Origin of the sequence: Streptomyces sp. NPDC102462 (assembly GCF_044765425.1) — a bacterium.
GTDB lineage: Bacteria > Actinomycetota > Actinomycetes > Streptomycetales > Streptomycetaceae > Streptomyces.
The window spans coordinates 128,323-146,354 of sequence record NZ_JBIWKB010000019.1 but is presented as its reverse complement, the minus strand read 5'-3'; the positions used below and the strand labels follow the sequence as shown (position 1 = coordinate 146,354).

At 74.2% G+C, this 18,032-nt stretch carries 9 protein-coding genes; 2 read left to right on the top strand and 7 right to left on the bottom strand.

The window, feature by feature from the left end; genetic code table 11:
- The 7 genes from ACIRFL_RS18895 to ACIRFL_RS18865 form a co-directional block, all read right to left on the bottom strand.
- On the bottom strand, positions 1–1,791 hold a 1,791-nt coding region (locus tag ACIRFL_RS18895), incomplete at its 3' end, for a CDP-glycerol glycerophosphotransferase family protein (protein ID WP_404029667.1).
- A 6-nt stretch (positions 1,792–1,797) separates the two neighbouring features.
- Positions 1,798–4,008: a CDP-glycerol glycerophosphotransferase family protein gene (locus ACIRFL_RS18890; RefSeq protein ID WP_404029665.1), complete on the bottom strand. Its 2,211-nt coding sequence runs from the start codon at positions 4,006–4,008 to the stop codon at positions 1,798–1,800.
- 166 nt (positions 4,009–4,174) lie between these two features.
- Positions 4,175–6,436 (bottom strand): CDP-glycerol glycerophosphotransferase family protein, encoded by a 2,262-nt coding sequence (locus ACIRFL_RS18885; protein WP_404029663.1) that lies wholly within the window; start codon positions 6,434–6,436, stop codon positions 4,175–4,177.
- Positions 6,437–6,606: 170 nt separating this feature from the next.
- A complete protein-coding gene (locus ACIRFL_RS18880; protein ID WP_404029661.1) occupies positions 6,607–7,515 on the bottom strand; it encodes a carbohydrate ABC transporter permease in 909 nt (302 codons plus the stop codon).
- A complete protein-coding gene (locus ACIRFL_RS18875) occupies positions 7,512–8,855 on the bottom strand; it encodes a carbohydrate ABC transporter permease (RefSeq protein ID WP_404029660.1) in 1,344 nt (447 codons plus the stop codon). Before ACIRFL_RS18875 ends, ACIRFL_RS18880 begins: the two co-directional genes overlap by 4 nt.
- A 7-nt stretch (positions 8,856–8,862) precedes the next feature.
- Entirely contained in the window at positions 8,863–10,248 is a 1,386-nt protein-coding gene (locus ACIRFL_RS18870; protein WP_404029658.1) for an ABC transporter substrate-binding protein, read from the bottom strand.
- A 155-nt stretch (positions 10,249–10,403) separates the two neighbouring features.
- A complete protein-coding gene (locus ACIRFL_RS18865; protein ID WP_404029679.1) occupies positions 10,404–14,057 on the bottom strand; it encodes an FHA domain-containing protein in 3,654 nt (1,217 codons plus the stop codon).
- A gap of 405 nt (positions 14,058–14,462) precedes the next feature.
- On the opposite strand from ACIRFL_RS18865, the gene ACIRFL_RS18860 reads away from it, so the two are divergent.
- Both ACIRFL_RS18860 and ACIRFL_RS18855 read left to right on the top strand, forming a co-directional pair.
- A complete protein-coding gene (locus ACIRFL_RS18860; RefSeq protein WP_404029656.1) occupies positions 14,463–16,139 on the top strand; it encodes a protein kinase in 1,677 nt (558 codons plus the stop codon).
- 111 nt (positions 16,140–16,250) lie between these two features.
- Entirely contained in the window at positions 16,251–17,483 is a 1,233-nt protein-coding gene (locus ACIRFL_RS18855; protein WP_404029654.1) for a serine/threonine-protein kinase, read from the top strand.
- The last annotated feature ends 549 nt before the right edge of the window (positions 17,484–18,032 follow it).

Sequence of the window (18,032 nt, the reverse complement as noted above, 5' to 3'; positions counted from 1 at the left end):
CAGTTCGGTGAGGCCGAGTCCGCGGGCGGGGCCGGTGGCGAGTGAGGGGTGCAGGCGTACGACGAGGGTGTGGTCGTCGCCGAGGTCGGTGGCGAGGCGGGCGAGGTCGATGCGGTCGATGTGGCCGCCGCGGCGGTAGTCGCGGCGGGTGGGGGCGTAGAGGACGACCCGGTGGTGGGCGGGGATGCCGTGCCGTGTGCGGAAGGCTTCCCCGGCGGTGGTGCCGCTGCCGTCGAGGGCGGTGCGGACGAGGATGTCGTTGCGTGGGCTGCCGGTGCGTGCCGAGGTGAAGTGGCAGGGGTAGGCGCGCTCCCAGACGAGTTCGGAGTGGCGGTTGGCGACCAGGCTGTGGTCCCAGCGGTCGGCCCGGCGCAGCATCTGTGGCACGTCGACGCCGAGCCGGGCACCGGGTTTGGAGAGCAGGTCGGCGCCCATGTGCTTGAGCGGGGTGCCCTGGTGGGTGTGGATGTGCACGCTGCCGGGCCGTTTGACCAGCGTGCCGGGCCAGTTGACGTTGTTCACGAAGAAGCCGGCCCGGGCGGCCAGCCGGTGGTGGGCGGGGGAGTCGAGCAGCACATGCTCCACGTCGTCCGGGACCAACGCGCGGTCCGCGGCGTCCCGCACCACCCACACGCCCCGCAGCCGCGGGGCGATCTCCCGCGCCTTGTAGTAGACGGCGGCCGGGTCGCCGAGCACCCCGCGGTGCGAGAACGCCGAGTACAGCACCAGGTGCGGGTCCAGCGGCCGGCCGGCGTGCACCGTGAAGACGCCCCGCTTGACCCGCCCGGCCGCGGCCCGCCGGACCTGGAGCCCGCGCCGCGCCAGCTCCCGGCCGGCCCGCCCCGCCTGCCGCCGCGCCACATAGACCGGGTACGGGCCGGTCAGCACGGAGACCTCGCCGTCGACGCGGGCGCCCTCGGGGGTGTGGCGGCGGAACAGTTCGGCGGTACGCCGGAAGAACTCGGCTTTGTCGGTGGGGGGCAGCCGGTCGGGTTTGGCGAGGATGTCGAGGCAGTGTTCGCCCATCTTGCGGTGCAGGAACGGCCGCCAGGCGGTGAGTTCGGGGTGCTGGTCGACGTATGCGAAGACCCGTTCGTACTGGTCGTGGATGTCGAAGTGTTTGCGGCTGGTGGTGGACAGGATGTTGCCCTGGCGGCGCTGGCGGTAGTTCAGGCAGATCCGGTCGAGTGCCGCGATGCGTCCGGCGCTGAGCATCACGGGGAAGGTCCAGGGGGTGTCCTCGTAGTAGCCGGGCGGGAAGCGGAAGTCGTGCTGGGCCACGTACGCGCGGCGGTACGCCTTGTTCCACACCACCATCAGCAGGTCGAGGATGCGGGGGTGTCCGGCCGCGGTGAAGGTGCCGTCGCCGGCCTCGGTCAGCACCTCCGCGAGGACGTTGCGTCGGGTGCCGCCCCACCAGTAGGTGCGTGCGTAGTCGAAGACCAGGACGTCGGGGTCGTCGGTCTCGGCGAGCCGGTCGGCCATGGCGCCGAGGGCGCCGGGTGTGAGGGTGTCGTCGCTGTCGAGGAACAGCAGGTAGTCGCCGGTGGCGTGGGGCAGTCCGGCGTTGCGGGCGCGGCCGAGGCCGACGTTCTCGGGCAGGTGCAGCACGGTCACGCGCGGGTCGCGGGCCGCGTACTCGTCCAGGATCGCGCCGCTGCCGTCCGGCGAGCGGTCGTCCACGGCGATCACCTCGAAGTCGGCGAAGGACTGCTCCAGGACCGAGTCGAGGCATTCGCGCAGGAAGCCCTGCACCTTGAAGACGGGCACGATGATGCTGAAGCGGGGCACTGCGGGTCAGCTCCTTGCGGGGGTCACGGCGGCGGGGGCGGGGACGCGCTCCGCGAGCGGCGTCACGGGCGGGATCGCCTCCGGTGACTCGCCGAGCAGCACCCGCCGCACCACCCGCTCGGCGGCCCGGCCGTCGTCGAACTCGCAGAACCGCTCGCGGAACGCGGCCCGCAGCGCCCGCGACTCGGCCCCCGCGTATGTGCCGTCGCCAAAGACCCGTGCCAGCTCTTCCGGTGTGCGCGCCACCGGTCCCGGCGGCGTCGCCATCAGGTCGAAGTAGACGCCCCGCGTCTCCCGGTAGACGTCCCAGTCGTCCGCGTACACGACGATCGGCCGGTCCAGGTTGGCGTAGTCGAACATGATCGACGAGTAGTCGGTGATCAGCGCGTCCGCGGCCAGGCAGACGTCCTCGGATGAGCGGTGCGCGGACACGTCGATGATCCGGCCGGCCGGGCCGGATGCCCCGGCCCGGCCGCGGTCGTAGAAGTAGTGGGCGCGCAGCAGCACGACCACGTCCTCGCCGGCCGCCTCGCAGAACGCCTCCAGGTCGAGGCCCGACTCGAAACCGGTGTGGTGGTCACGGTGGGTGGGCGCGTACAGGACGGCCGTGCGGCCCTCGGGCACACCGAGTTCCCGGCGGATGCGGGCCACGTCCTGCGCGGTGGCCGTGTAGTAGACGTCGTTGCGCGGATAGCCGTACTCCAGTGCCTCGTACGAGCCGGGGAAGGCACGCTCCCACATCTGGGTGGAGTGGCGGTTGGAGGACAGGTTGAAGTCCCAGCGGTCGACCCGGCCGAGCAGCTTGGCGAAGCTGCCGGACTGCGCGGCCACCACCGGGTACGTCGACTGGTCCACGCCCATCGTCTTCAGCGGGGTGCCGTGCTGGGTCTGCACATGCACGCTGCCGGGCCGCTTGACCACGCCCTCGGCGAAGTTGGCGTTGTTGACCAGGTACTTGGCGCGGGCCAGCACCTCCCAGTACCGGCGGGAGCCGATCACGACACGGTCCACGTCCTGCGGTACGGCGTGCTCCTTGCCCGCCTCCACGAGGAACACCGAGCGGATGTGCGGGGCGAGTTCGCGGGCCTTGGCGTGGATCGCGGCCGGGTTGCACGCGTAGCCGCGGCCCCAGTAGGCGCAGTACACGGCGAGCCGCGGGTCGATCGGGCGGCGCAGCTGCGCCCGGTAGCGCAGCCGGGCGCGCAGCCCGCGGGGACGCGGGACGCGCTCGGCCGCCCGTGACGCCGAGCGGTTGGCGGCGCGCAGCGCGCTGAACGCCGTGTAGGCGCCCGCCGCGAGCAGCCGGTGCTGGACGCCCAGACTGCCGGCCGGCACCCGGAAACCGGCCGGGCGGTGCCGGCGGTACAGCCGGTGGGCGCGGCGGAAGAAGGCCCGGTGCCCGGAGGGCAGCCGCTCGGGCCGGGAAGCCGTCTTCAGGACGGTCGCGAAGAGCTGGGCGAACAGCGGCCTGGCCCGTTCCCCGGCCAGCCCCCGCTCGGCGGCCCGGGTCAGCACCAGGTCCACCTGGTCGAGCAGTTCGCGCTGGTGTGCGCCGGGCTGGTTGAGCCGGTTGCCCTGCCGGCGCAGCCGGTGCCGGACCACGGCCCGGCGCAGCACCGCGACCCGCTCGGCGGCCAGGGTCGTCAGGCCGCCCCAGCCCACATCCGTGAAGTGGCCGTCGGGAAAGGCGAGTCGGTGCTCGGCGACGAAGGAGCGGCGGTAGGCGGCGCTCCACGCCGGGAGCGGTACGCCGGTGAGCCGCGGGGCGCGGGCGGGCGCGAAGGCGCCGCCGGGGGCCGAGGCCAGCAGCGGGGCGGCCGGGTTGCTCGGCTCGCCCTCCCACCAGGGGGCCCGCTCGTGCTCGAAGTACAGCACGTCCACGTCGCCCGTCGCGCCGAGCCGGGCGTCCAGCGCCGCCAGCGCGCCGGGGAGGAGGACGTCGTCGCCGTCCAGGAACAGCAGATAGCCGCCGGACGCGGCCCGCATCCCGGCGTTGCGGGCCCCGCTCAGCCCGGCGGACGGCGGTGAGTGCACCGGGGCCACCCGGGAGTCCCGCTCGGCGTGCTCCCCGACGACGTCCGCCGCCGGGGAGTCGGGGGAGTCGCAGACCGGGATCAGCTCCAGGTCGGTGAAGGACTGTGCGAGGACCGAGTCCAGCGCCTGGGACAGCCGGCCCGCGACCCCGTGGGACGGAACGATGATGCTGAAGCGGGGCATTGCGCTCTTTCTGTTGTGTTACCTGCCTCCCGGGTCGCCAAGGTCCCGGGACTCAGGCCGTACGGACGCGGCCGGGCCGCCCGGTCGGCCGCCAGGTGGACGGCCGGGTCGGGGTGGGCCGCGAGGTGCTGCAGGGCATGGGAACTCCCGAGAGGGCCAACGGTGTTCAGCGGCAGTCGGTGACGGTGACCGGACCGGAAGGTTGCGGAAGGGTGACCAACGGGGGACCGGCGAGCGCCGAGGACGCCGACGGCACCGGATGACGTTCGGCGAGCGGCGTGACCGGCGGCAGCAGCACGGCCTCGCCCAGCACCACATGCCGGACGACCCGCTCGGCGGCCCGGCCGTCGTCGAACGGGCAGAAACGCTCCCGGAACGCGGCCCGCAGCTGGGTCGAGCGCGAGCCGCGCCAGTGGCCGGTCGCGAAGATGTCGATCAGCTCGTCCTCGCTGCGCGCGTACGCGCCCGGCGGGCAGGAACGCAGATCGAAGTAGGTGCCGCGGGCCGCTTCGTACGCCTCACGGTCCGGGGCGTACACGACGATCGGCCGGTCCAGGTTGGCGTAGTCGAACATGATCGACGAGTAGTCGGTGACCAGCGCGTCCGACGCCAGGCACAGGGACTCCACGCTCGGATGGCCGCTGACGTCGATGACGTGCTCGCCCTCCACCGGCGGCCCGTCGTGCCCGGGGTGGGCGCGGAACAGCAGCACATAGCGCGGGCCCAGCCGGCGCAGCAGGCGCTCCGGGTCGAGCAGCAGATGCTGGTCGCGCCGGTGGTCGCGGTGGGTCGGCGCGTACAGGATCGCCACGGTGCCCCGGGGGATGCCGAGCTGTTCGCGCAGCCGGGACACGTCCGCCGAGGTCGCCTTCTGGAAGACGTCGTTGCGCGGGTAGCCGTACTCCAGCGTCGTGTAGCGGCCCGGGCACACCCGCTCCCAGGTCACGGTGGAGTGGCGGTTGGCGGACAGGACGTAGTCCCACTTGTCGACGTCGTTCAGATACGCCCTGAAGTCCGTGGCGCCGGCGGCGGCCGGGCGGTCCTGCAGATCGAGGCCCATCCGCTTGAGCGGGGTGCCGTACCGGGTCTGCACACAGACCTGGCCACGCCGCTTGATCAGCCGCGGGTCCAGGTCGGCGTTGACCACCAGGTACTTGGCGCGGGCCAGCGCGGTCCAGTAGGCCGCCGTGTCCGGCCGCAGCCGGCGGGTGGCCGGCGGCACGGTCTGCTGGTGCTCGGGCCGGGCGATCCACGCCGTGCGGATGTGCGGGGCGTACCTGCGGAACGCGGCCTCCAGGGCGCCCGGGTTGCAGCCGTGGCCGCGGCCCCCGTGAGCGGCGAACACCGCACGGTCGGGGCGCACGGGCAGGCAGAGCTGGATCCGGTAGTGCAGCCACAGCACGGCGGCGCGCACCACCCGGCGCAGGCCCGCGGTGCGGCTTCGCGCGCGCCGGCGCAGGGCCGCCGCCAGATGCAGCGCGCGGTAGGTGCGGTGCGCGCCCAGCCGGATCAGGGTGTGCCGCAGACGCGAGCGCCGCGGGACACGGGTGCCCGGCGTGCGGTGGCGCAGGTACTGGGCGCGGGCGCGGCGCAGGAACTCGGCACGGCTGCCGGGTGGCAGCCGGTCGGGCTTGCCGTACACGGTCGCCAGATGGTCGACCATGCGCTGGAACAACGCCGGCTGCCAGCGGGCGAGTTCGGGCCGCTCGGCGAGGTACGCGAAGACCCGGTCGTACTGCTCGAAGATGTCGAAGTGCTTGCGGCTGGTGGTGCCGAGGATGTTGCCGCTGCGGCGCTGCCGGTAGTGCACGCACACCCGGTCCAGGGTCGCCAGGGACCGCGCCGCCATCAGGGCCGGGAAGGTCCACGGGGTGTCCTCGTAGTAGCCCGGCGGGAACGACAGCTCCTCGGCCTCGACGAACTCCCTGCGGTACGCCTTGTTCCAGGCGACCATCAGGACGTTCAGCAGCCCCGGCCGGTCCGTCAGCCGGAAGGGGGCCGGGCCCTCCTCGGTGAGCTGGGCGGCGACCTGGTTGCGGACCGCCTCGCCCGTCCAGTAGGTGCGGGCGTAGTCGTAGACCAGGACGTCCGGTTCGTCGGTCTCCTTGATCCGGTCGGCGATCCACTCCAGGGCGCGCGGGGTGAGCGTGTCGTCGCCGTCGAGGAAGACCAGGTAGTCGCCGGTCGCGCACTTCATGCCCGCGTTGCGGGCCCGGCCCAGGCCCCGGTTCTCGGGCAGGTGCACCGGCCGCACCCGTGGGTCGCGGGCCGCGTACTCGTCGATGATCGCTCCAGTCGCGTCCGGCGAGCGGTCGTCGACGACGATCAGTTCGAGATCCGGGTACGACTGCTCCAGCACCGAGTCCAGGCAGGCGTGCAGATATGCCTGGACCTGGTACGCGGGGACAATGACACTGAACCTGGGCACGGCACATCCATGGGTCGGTCGTCGCGGGCGTTCTGCCCGGGAACGGCCGGTGGAGTGAAGTGGTTACGGTTCTGTGCGGCAAGTGGGGGACACCCGGTGAACGCCGTCGGAGGGCGGGCCGATGCCGGCCCGCCCCCCAACCGCCGTGCGTCTGCGGTCGTTTGGCGGTGTCACTTGACCGCGCCCGCCATGACCCCGGACACGAACTGCCGCTGGAACGCGAAGAACACGGCCAGCGGGATCACCATCGAGATGAACGCGCCCGGCGCCAGCACATCGACGTTGTTGCCGAACTGGCGGACCTGCGTCTGCAGGGCGACCGTGATCGGCTGCGAACCCGACTTGGTGAACACCAGCGCGATCAGCATGTCGTTCCACACCCACAGGAACTGGAAGATGCCCAGGCTGGCGATGGCGGGCCCGCCGAGCGGCATCACCACCCGGGCGAACAGCCGCAGTTCGCCCGCGCCGTCCAGCCGGGCCGCCTCCAGCAGCTCCCTCGGGATCTCCGCGAAGAAGTTCCGCAGCAGGAACACCGCGAACGGCAGGCCGAAACCGACGTGGAACAGGACCACCCCGAGGATCGACCCGAACAGCCCGATGGTGCCGAACAGTTCGGCGATCGGGATCAGCGCCACCTGCACCGGTACCACCAGCAGCCCGACCACGGCGAGGAACAGCCAGTCGCGGCCCGGGAACTCCATCCACGCGAAGGCGTAGCCCGCCAGCGAGCCGATGACGACGACCAGTACCGTCGCCGGGACGGTGATCAGCACCGTGTTCACCAGGGAGTTGGTGATGTCGCTGTTCTCCAGCAGCTTCTGGTAGCTATCGAAGGTGAGTTGGGACGGCGCGGTGAACACCTTCCACCAGCCATCCGCGCTCATGTCCTCGGGCGCGCGCAGCGAGGAGACGAGCAGCCCGATCGTCGGCACCAGCCAGAACAGGCCGACGACGAGCAGGACCGCGCGGACCAGTCCGCCGCTCAGCCGCTCCGCGATCCGCGCGCCGAGCGGCCGCCGCTCCTTCACCACCGGGCCCGGGGCCGTCTCGCCGATGCCTTCGGCATGCGTCGTCATCGCCGCCCCTCCCGCCTCAGCCGGCGAATGTTGAACCACATCACGGGGATCACCAGCAGCAGCAGAAGCACCGCGATGGCGCTCGCGACACCGGGCCGGCCCTCCGAGAAGCCCTTCCGGTACAGCTCGAGGGCCAGCACGTTCGCGTCGTCCTGCGAGGAGCCGGGCGCGATGATGAAGACCAGGTCGAACACCTTCAGCACATTGATCATCAAGGTGACGGTGACGACCGCGAGGACCGGCGCGAGCAGGGGCACGGTGACCCTCCGGAACACCTGCCACTCGTTCGCCCCGTCGACCCGCGCCGCCTCCAGGAGTTCCCGGGGCACCCCCGCGAGCCCGGCCGCGATCAGCACCATCGCGAAACCCGCCCACATCCATACGTACGAACCGATGATGGCGGGCGTCACCAGCGACGGGCCCAGCCAGTCGACGCCGTTGTAGGGCGCCTTGAAGTTGTCCGCGGGCAGCCGCAGCCGGGCGCCGTCGGCCGCCGCGGGCAGCGTGAACGTGCCGTCGGCGGCGGCCTTCGTGGCGGCCACCACCTTGCCGTCCTTCACCGCCTCGATCTTCATTCCCGGATAGCCGAGTTCGGACGGGTCGGGGGCGCCCAGCGTGCCGACGCCCTTGCCGCGGGTGAAGTCCTGCCAGGTGGTGCCGGTGACCTTCCCCGGCTCGGGCTGTGCGGCCCGGGCCGTGCGGGCGTCGCCGGGCATCTGGTCGGGGGCGACACCGACCAGCGGCAGGGCGACCGGGGTGCCGGCGCGGACGGCCGCCGACGTGAGGAAGCCGCCGCCGTCCGCCCGCAGCGGCGACTGGCGGCCCGGGTGCGCCTTCGGGAACGCGGACGACTGGACGAACGTGTCGTGGATCCCCACCCACACGGCGTTGGCGACGCCCTTGTCCGGGTCCTGGTCGTACACCAGCCGGAAGATGATCCCGGCCGCCAGCATCGAGATCGCCATCGGCATGAAGACGACCAGCTTGAACGCCGTTCCCCAGCGCACCCGTTCGGTCAGCACCGCGAAGACCAGGCCGAGGGCGGTGGACACGGCCGGCGCGAACACCACCCAGATGATGTTGTTCTTCAGCGCGGTGCGGATGCCGTCGTCGGTGAACAGGGCACGGTAGTTGTCGAATCCGGCGAATCCGTCGCCCGATGAGTCGTAGAAGCTGCGGACGAGCGAGTACCCGATCGGGTAGACCACGAGCGCGCCGAGCAGCACCAGGGCGGGCAGCAGGAAGAGCACTGCCACCGCCCTGCGGGTGCCGGTCACGCTCTTGCGGTTGCGGGGTGCGGCGGGGGACGGTGGGCCCCCCGCCGCCGTGGCCGACGCCATCGCCGGCTCAGCCGCCGTTCCCGTACGCCGCCGCCGCGTCCTTCTCCAGCCGCGCCTGGGCGCCCGCGACGTCCGACGGGTTCTTCAGGAAGTCCTGAAGGGCCTTCCACTCGCCCTTGCCCGGCGTGCCGCCGAAGGACTGCGGGGCCTGGTCGGACATGTCGAAACGGAAGTCGTCGCCGGCGGCGATCAGCGCCTTGGCGATCGTGCGCTGCACATCGTTCGGGTAGGCCGAGTTCGGCACGTTCTTGTTCGGCGAGAGATAGCCGCCGAGCTTCGCCTGGATCGTCGCCGCGTCCGCCGAGGCCAGGAAGGTGACCAGCGCCTGGGCCGCCTCGGAGTCCTTCAGGACGACCGCCGCGTCACCGCCGGAGACCACCGGCGCGGAGGAGCCCACTGCCGGGAACGGGAACACCTTCGCGTCCGTGCCCACCTTCGCCTTGGTCTCACCGATGTTGACCTGCGCGAAGTCGCCCTCGTAGACCATCGCCGCCTTGGGCTGGTCGCCGCCGGTGAAGGTCTGGGTGACGGAGGCCGGGAACTCGGTCTGGAGCGCGCCCTTCGCGCCGCCCGCGACATAGTCCTTCTTGCCCCAGATCTGGGCCAGCGTGGTCAGCGCCTCCTTGACGGAGGGATCCGTCCACTTGATCTTGTGCTGGGCGAGCTGGTCGTACTTCTCGGGACCCGCCTGGGAGAGGTAGATGTTCTCGAACCAGTCGGTGAGGGTCCAGCCGTCGGCGCCGCCGACCGAGAACGGCGTGACCCCCGAGTCGTACACGGCCTGCGCCGTCGTCAGCAGTTCCTGCCAGGTCGTGGGCTCCTTGGCGCCGGCGTTCTCGAACGCCTTGGCGTTGTACCAGATCAGCGACTTGTTGGCGGCCTTGTAGTAGGCGCCGTACTGCTTGCCGTCGACCTTGCCGATGTCCTGCCAGCCCTGCGCGTAGTTCTTGGCCAGCTGGGCCTGCGCCTCAGCGCCCAGCGGCTTGGCCCACTTCTTGTCGACCGCCTGCTTGATCGCACCGGGCTGCGGCAGCAGCGCGACGTCCGGCGGCTGGCCGCCCGCGATCTTCGAGCCGAGGAAGTTGATGATCGGGTCCTGCGCCGGGACGAAGGTGACCTTGGCGCCCGTGCGCTTCTCGAACTCCGCGAGGACCTGCTTGAAGTTCTTCTGCTCGCCGCCGGTCCATACGGCGGCGACCTCCAGGCTCGCGCCGTCCAGCTTCGGCAGGGTGACGCCGCCGCCTGTCCCGGCGGTGCCGCTGCTCTCGCCGCCGCCGGTCTTCTTGTCGTCGTCGCCGCCTCCGCAGGCGCTGAGCGCGAGCGCCCCCGCGAGGAGAGCGGCGAGCGTGGTGACGGCCCTGTGTGTCCGGATGGTGCTGCTCCTGCTGCGCATCACTGCCCCGTTCTTCGTTCGCCGTTGAACGTCCGAGCGCTGTACCGTGCCGTACGGTCTACGCCCGGCCCCTCGAACGCGGCAAGAGCGCCTGCGGTGTCAACCCGCCGATCGTGACCGGCTCGTGATCGGCCGCGTATGCATGGCGGTGACGACTACAGCAGGGACGGGACCTGTGTGGCCGACACCTGTTGGGCCGCGCGTTCCACCGCGCTTGCCAGGAGCGCCAAGTCCGTGGGCCCGTTGCCCAGTTCGCGCACCGGGCGGCGGGCCGGCGGGTCGCCCATGCGGTGCCAGTCCAGCGGGACGACCGTGGGCCGCTGGGTCGCCGTACGCGGAATCCGTCCGGTGACCCGTCCGGCCTGGAACGCGGTGACACGACCGTCCGCCGTGGCCAACCGGCCGCGGCCCGGCGCCGGTTCGTCCGGTCCCGAGGACGGCGCGTCCAGCGTGACGCGGAGCGCGGCCTGCCGCACCGGCTCCGTCTCGGCCGTACGGCCGCCCGGTCCCGCCGCCACCACCAGATGGACGCCGAGCCGTTCGCCGTCCCGCGCCACCGCCTCCAGCGCCCGCACCACCGAACCCGCCGCGGGCCGGCCCGGCGAACCGAGCGCCGGGGAGACCAGCGCGTCCAGGTCGTCCACGACCACCACCAGCCGGGGCAGCGGCGGCGGCGCCTCCGTCCGCCCCTGCCGGGCCGCGGCGGGGCGCAGCCGCAGCGTCGTGCTGGGCGGGGATTCGAGGTCGTCGCCGCCGGCCGCGGCGGGCCGCCCCGGCGCGGTGCGCTGCGCGACCATCCGGCCCGACACCTCTCGGTGCGCGTGCCACTCGGCGAAGTCCGCCCGGCCCAGCAACTCGGCCCGCCGCTTCAGCTCGGCGCTCAGGGACTGCGCGAACTCCCGCATGCGCACCGGGTCGTTGGCGGCCAGATGGGTGGTGACATGCGGTATGTCCGTGCACACACGCAGCCCTTCGCCGCCCGCGCCCACGCCGTCCCGCCCGTCGACCAGCACCACGCCCAGCCGGTCGGGGCGCTCGGCGGCGGCCAGCGAGGCGACGACGGCCCGCAGCAGCTCCGTACGACCGCTGCCGGGCGGGCCCTCGACCAGCAGATGCGGCCCCTCGGCGACCAGGTCGGCACCGAGCGGGCCGTGCGGGCCAGCGCCGAGCACCGCCCAGGCCCGCCCGCCCGGCGACTCAGTGTCGTCCGCCGCGTCCGCCCAACGCGCCATCAGCGACGCCGGCGTGGCACGGGCGAGCCCCAACTCGTCCAGCAGCCGCGCCGACTGGGGCAGCGGCGCGGCCACGCGTGCGTGCCGCCCGTCGACCGCGCCGTCCGTGCGCAGCGGCGCCAGCGCCCGCGCGAACCGCTCCGCCCAGGCGGGCGAGACCGCGTCGACCGCGGCCGGCGTGCCCGGGTCGAGCGGACCGGCCGGTGCGGTGTGCGCGCCGGGCCGCGGGATGTGCAGCAGGTGCAGCGCCGTGGCGACGTCACCGCCGAGGAGCGCGACGGCGCCGCACGCCCGGAACGTCGGCGCGACCGCGCACGCGGCCTCGAAAGCCGCCTCGTAGCTCCCCGGCGCGGCGGCCGGGGCGGGCGGTGTCTCCGCCAGGCACACCACGTGCGTCCCGGCCCGCGGACCCTCCAGGGCCAGCCGCGCCACCGCCTCGCGCAGGCCCGCCCCGCCCGGATCGCCGTCCACGACGACGACGGTGTAGGGGCCGGGGAAGCCGTCCGACGTCCCGCCGCCCGTCGTCTCACCGCCGGTCGTCCGGCCGCCGGTCGTGGCCGAGGAGAGCCGCGGCGGTGCCGAGCCGTCGGCCGGCCGGCTCTCCAGGCGGCGCAGCAGCTCCTCGGTGCGGGCCGCGGCCTGTTCGCGGTCGTAGGCCAGCAGCAGACGGCAGTCCTGGCCGTGGCCCGGGCGCACATGCGGCAGCCAGCCGAGCCAGGACCACTCGGCGGTGCGCTCCTCCAGGGGGCGCGCCCGGTCCGCGCTGATCAGGACGATTTCCAGACAGTCGGGGGAGTGCAGCGCGGCGAGCTGGGCCAGGACCGCGCGGGCCAGCCCGGACAGCCGCGGGCGCGGCCCGGCCAGGCCCAGCGCCCCGGCCGCGCGCAGGCCGACGGTGACCGGCGTGCCGCTGAGCGGGGCCGGGCCGCCCGGCGCCGGCCCGTCGGCCGTGCCCAGCCGGACCGTGAGCGTCTGCGGGTGGCCCGGACCGCGCTCCCACAGCCGGGGGCCCGGGCCCAGCGCGGTCAGCAGCAGGGCCGCCGGGTCAGGCCAGGTCTCCGGCCGCCGCGGGCCGTCCGGCGCGGCACCGCCGGACGCGCCGGTGCCGTGCGGGTCGTACGGCCCCGGGCCGCCGTCCGCCGGGTCCGCGCGCCCCCCGGCCAGCCGCCGCGCCCACGCGCCGAGGCCGCCGCGTCTGCGCAGGCCGGGCGGCAGGTCGGTGCCGCGCACCGGAGTGCCCTTGCGTCCCCCGGCCGGCGGGGCGTCCGCCTCCGGGTCGCCGCCGTGCCCGTACGTCCCGTACGCCCCGGCCGTGCCGTCCGCGCCGTGGTGTCCGCGCGGGCGCGTGCCCGGGGCGTCCTCGGTGTGACCGCCCCGCGCGTGCGGCACCGGGGCGGTGCCGTCCGCCCCGGTGCCGTGGGCCGCAGCCCAGGCGTCCGAGGGTCCGGGCGCGCGCGTGCCCGGCGGAGTGCCGGGTGCCCCGCCCGCGTGCCCGGGACCGGGGCCGCCGAAGGCCATGCCGGGGCCGCCGGCCCCGAAGCGGCCGGCGTGGGTGTCCGCGCCCTGCGCCCCGGGGCCCTGGCCCGCGTCCCGCCTCTCTATCCCCGGCGCGCCGCCCTGTCCGGGCACGACCGGTGGCTGCGCCGGCGGGTGCTCCTGGGCCCGCTGTGCCGTGCCCGGGGCGCCCCAGCCCGCCGTGCCGTGTGTGTGCCGGGCGGACCCGGACGGCGCGCCCCGTCCGCTCCGCGGGGCCGCGGCGCGTTCGACGCGCCCGGCGCCCTCGGCGTACCCGGTCTCTCCTGGGACGCCGGCCTCCCCGGTCTCTTCGGCGTACCCGGCGAGGCCGGTGTCCCAGGAGCCGTCGGTGTATCCGGTCTGCCCGGCCTCCGCCGTGTGCCCGGTGCGCGGGGTCACCCGCACACAGCCCTCGCCGTCGGGAGCCGTCCGCGTCAGGGCCCCCGGCCCTGCGGACGGAGCAAGCCGCAGGGTGGACTCGCCGATCCGCAGCAGCGCGCCCGGCGGAAAGCGGACCGGGCGGTCGGCCACCCGCACACCGTCCAGCGCCGTGCCGTTCGTGGAGCCGAGGTCGGCGACCGAGACACGGCCGTCGGCGGCGACCGTGACGGCGCAGTGCAGACGGGAGACATCGGGGTCGTCTATCGGGATGTCGGCGTCCGCGGAACGGCCGACGGTGATCCGGCCGCCGTGCAGCAGATGGACCCCGCCCGCGTCCGGCCCCGCGACCACGTGCAGCTGCGTCGGGGCGTCGTCCAGCTCCGGATGGGGCTCCGGCTCGGCGGGCGCGCCCAGGGCCAGCACGGCGCCGTCCACCAGCGGGGGCTCACCGAGGGTGCAGCGCCGTGCGTCCAGCCGTTCGGCTCCGGCGTACAGCACGACCGGCGCGTTCGCGGTGTCACGGACCGTGCCCCCGTCGCCGGCGACCGTCGAGGCGAGCGCCGACGCCACCGCTGCCAGGGCGGTGCCGGCGGGCGCCGTGACCAGCACGTCGCGGCGCGCGGCGCGGCCCCCCTGCGGGGACGGGCCCAGCGGGTCTACGACGGTCAGCCGGATCTGCATCGCCGTCAGCGGTCCCTTCTGCACGGGCGCGGGCTCCCCCACCCCACCACGAGCACGTCGGCCAGTACTGCACGCATCCTCGCACCTGTCACCGACAACGCGCCCGCGGCCCGGTGGTAAGTGATCTTGATTGGTCGGCTCTGCCCCCAAAAGTGCCCGACCGGTACCCCAAAAGTGCCTGACCGGTACCGCAAAAGTGGCTGAACGGTGCCGCAGAAGTGGCTGACCGACACCCCACCGCTGATCATTTGAGACCGGCCCTGTCCGGGTTCGGCAGCCTTTCGGCAACCAGGACAACGAGGGGAGCGTCTTTCCTTCGAACAGGGACGGGAACGCTCATGTGGCGCCCCCACAGGCGGCACTACAGTGGATCGGAACACCAGCAAGCAGCAGGGAGCGCATGACGTGCGGCCGGTAGGCAGCAAGTACTTGCTTGAGGAGCCGCTCGGACGCGGCGCCACGGGCACCGTGTGGCGAGCCCGCCAGCGTGAGACGGCGGGCGCCGAGGCGGCCGTGCCCGGCCAGCCGGGTGAGACCGTCGCGATCAAGGTCCTCAAGGAGGAACTGGCGAGCGACGCCGACGTCGTCATGCGGTTCCTCCGGGAGCGGTCCGTCCTGCTCCGGCTCACCCACCCGAACATCGTCCGGGTGCGCGACCTCGTCGTCGAGGGCGATCTGCTCGCCCTCGTCATGGACCTCGTCGAGGGCCCCGACCTGCACCGCTACCTGCGCGAGAACGGCCCGTTCACGCCCGTGGCCGCCGCGCTGCTGACCGCCCAGATCGCCGACGCGCTCGCGGCCAGCCACGCCGACGGCGTCGTCCACCGCGACCTGAAGCCCGCCAACGTGCTGCTCCAGCAGCACGACGGCCGGATGAACCCGCTGCTGACGGACTTCGGCATCGCCCGCCTGGCCGACTCCCCGGGCCTGACCCGCACGCACGAGTTCGTCGGCACGCCCGCGTACGTCGCGCCGGAGTCCGCCGAGGGCCGCCCGCAGACCTCCGCCGTCGACATCTACGGCGCCGGCATCCTGCTGTACGAGCTGGTCACCGGCCGCCCGCCGTTCTCCGGCGGCTCCGCCCTGGAAGTCCTGCACCAGCACCTGAGCGCCGAGCCGCGCCGCCCGTCGACCGTGCCCGACCCGCTGTGGACGGTCATAGAGCGCTGCCTGCGCAAGAACCCCGACGAGCGCCCCAGCGCCGAGAACCTGGCGCGCGGCCTGCGGGTCGTCGCCGAGGGCATCGGCGTGCACGCCAACTCCGCCCAGATCGCCGCCGCCGAGGGCGTCGGCGCCCTGCTGACCCCCGACCCGGCGCCCACCGCCGTACCGGGCGTGCCCGGGGCCGCCGACCCGACCCAGGTGCTGCCCACGGGCGGCTCCGCGGGGGCGTACGACCCCAACGCCGCGACCAGCGTGCTGCCGCACTCCGGCGGCCCGCCGGGCGCCGCCGATCCGACCGCGGTGCTGCCGAACACCGGGGCGGCCGACCCGACCGCCGTCATGCCGCCGCTGCCCCCGGGACGGCCCGACCAGCCCGGACCGCAGGGGCAGCAGCCCGAGCAGCCGCACCCCTGGCAGACCCAGCTGCGCGCCGCCCGCGACCGCAACGAGCAGACCCAGGTCCAGTACCTCGACCCGGACCAGGACCCGCTGCGCCGCCGCCCCCAGCGCCAGGTGGCCCGGCCGCAGCAGCAGCAGCCCGCGCCCCAGCACCAGCAGCGGCCCCCGGACGGCTACGGGCGCCGGCAGCAGCCTCAGCAGTACCAGCCGCAGCCGTACGCGGCGCCGCGGCCCGAGCGGTACGCGCCGCCCGCACCGGCGGAGCCGCGGCGGCCGGCGCCCGAGCCGCGGCAGCCGCGGCAGCGCAGCGCCAACCCGATGAAGATCCCCGGGCTCGGCTGTCTGAAGGGCTGCCTGTTCACGATCGTCATCCTGTTCGTGGCGGGCTGGCTGGTGTGGGAGCTGAGCCCCCTCCAGGAGTGGATCGGGACCGGCAAGAGCTACTGGGGACAGCTCAGCGACTGGTTCGGCACGGTGACCGGCTGGATCAAGGACCTGGGCGGTTCCGGCGGCAACTAGGGCTCGGTCTGGGGATTTGTCGACACCTGGCGGGTGATTTCGGCCGCCGCGGTGAAGGTTGGCTCCTCGGACGCGTAGTTTTAGCGGCAACACGCGTCTGTAGGAGCAGTCTTGGCACGGAAGATCGGCAGCCGGTACACCGCGAACCAGATCCTGGGACGGGGCAGCGCCGGCACGGTGTGGCTGGGCGAGGGACCGGACGGGCCCGTCGCCATCAAGCTGCTGCGCGAAGACCTCGCGTCCGACCAGGAACTCGTCGGACGCTTCGTACAGGAGCGCACGGCACTGCTCGGTCTGGACCACCCGCACATCGTCTCGGTGCGCGACCTCGTCGTCGACGGCAACGACCTGGCCCTCGTCATGGACCTGGTCCGCGGCACCGACCTGCGCACCCGTCTGGAGCGGGAGCGGCGGCTCAGCCCGGAGGCCGCGGTGGCCATCGTCGCGGACGTCGCCGAGGCGCTGGCGGCGGCGCACGCGGCCGGGGTGGTGCACCGGGACGTCAAGCCCGAGAACGTGCTGCTGGACATGCAGGGGCCGCTCGGCCCCGGGGGTGCGCACCCCGCGCTGCTGACCGACTTCGGCGTCGCGAAGCTGATCGACACCCCCAAGCGGACCCGCGCCACGAAGATCATCGGGACCCCGGACTATCTGGCGCCGGAGATCGTGGAGGGTCTGCCGCCACGGGCCGCCGTCGACATCTACGCCCTCGCGACCGTGCTGTACGAGCTGCTGGCCGGGTTCACCCCGTTCGGCGGCGGCCATCCGGGCGCGGTGCTGCGCCGGCACGTGACCGAGACGGTCGCGCCGCTGCCGGGCATCCCGGACGAGCTGTGGCAGCTGGTCGTGCAGTGCCTGGCGAAGGCGCCTGCCTCGCGGCTGCGGGCCTCCGAGCTGGCGGCGCGGCTGCGGGAGCAGCTGCCCCAGCTGGCCGGGATGCCGCCGCTGGACGTGGACGAGCCGGACGCGGAGCCGGCGCCGCAGGCCGCGGAGCCCTCGGCGGCGGCACCGGTGCCCGGCGAGCGGGCGCGCCGGCGGGGCTCGGTGCCGCTGGTTCCCGGCGCGCAGCCGGACTCCAACCGGGACACGCACACCTCGATGCGGGTGCCGGGGCCGGACGAGCTGGCCGGCGGCGCCCGCGGCACCGCGCGCGTACCCCGGGCCTCGGGCGCCCCGCGCCCCGGTTCGGCGCGGCACCGCGCGGCGGCCCGGCGCCGGCGGGTGACGCTGGCAGTGGCGGGCGCGCTGCTCGCGGCGGCGATCGGCGTCGGCACCTGGCTGGCAACCTCGGGCGACGACGCGGGCGCCACCCCACAGCCCACGCACACCTCCACAACCCCGTGACGAGCGCTCCGCGAGTTGCGCCGAGTCGTGGCCGACCGTTCGGCGCCGGGGCTGGGGCCGGACGCACCCCGGGCCCGCTGCCGCGCCGTGTCGCCGTCCGGGCCAGGGGGCGCGGCGGATCACGCGGCTCCGCCACACCCCGGGCCCGCTCCTGCGCCGCGACGGCGTCACCTGTAGGTGCATGGCGTCGTGACGTTCCCCACGGAGCGCTCCGCGGGGCGAGCCGGGTCGTGCCGTCGGTCGTTCGGGGCGGGGTCGTGGTCCGGCGGGTGCTTCGGCGTACGTCGGTCGGGGCGGACGCCGTGCGGTCCGGGCAGGGCACATGCGCGTGGCCGACATCGTGACGGCCCTCACGGGGGTGCGCCGTCGGCCGTTCGGGCCCGGGGTTGTGGTGGGGCGTGCGGTGCGGCGTATCTCGGGCTCGTTGCCGCACCGCGACGGCTGCGGGCAGTACAGGTCCACGACCGGGTGATGTTCCCCACGGGGTGTTCCGCGGGCTGGGTCGCGTCGCCGTTCGGGCCGGCGGCCGTGGTGGATCGCGAGGGCCCG

Bases quoted from the DNA above. Each gene is read 5' to 3' on its own strand.
- ACIRFL_RS18870 (WP_404029658.1), bottom strand. From the start codon at position 10,248: ATGCGCAGCAGGAGCAGCACCATCCGGACACACAGGGCCGTCACCACG.
- ACIRFL_RS18875 (WP_404029660.1), bottom strand. From the start codon at position 8,855: ATGGCGTCGGCCACGGCGGCGGGGGGCCCACCGTCCCCCGCCGCACCC.
- ACIRFL_RS18880 (WP_404029661.1), bottom strand. From the start codon at position 7,515: ATGACGACGCATGCCGAAGGCATCGGCGAGACGGCCCCGGGCCCGGTG.
- ACIRFL_RS18890 (WP_404029665.1), bottom strand. From the start codon at position 4,008: ATGCCCCGCTTCAGCATCATCGTTCCGTCCCACGGGGTCGCGGGCCGG.
- ACIRFL_RS18865 (WP_404029679.1), bottom strand. From the start codon at position 14,057: ATGCAGATCCGGCTGACCGTCGTAGACCCGCTGGGCCCGTCCCCGCAG.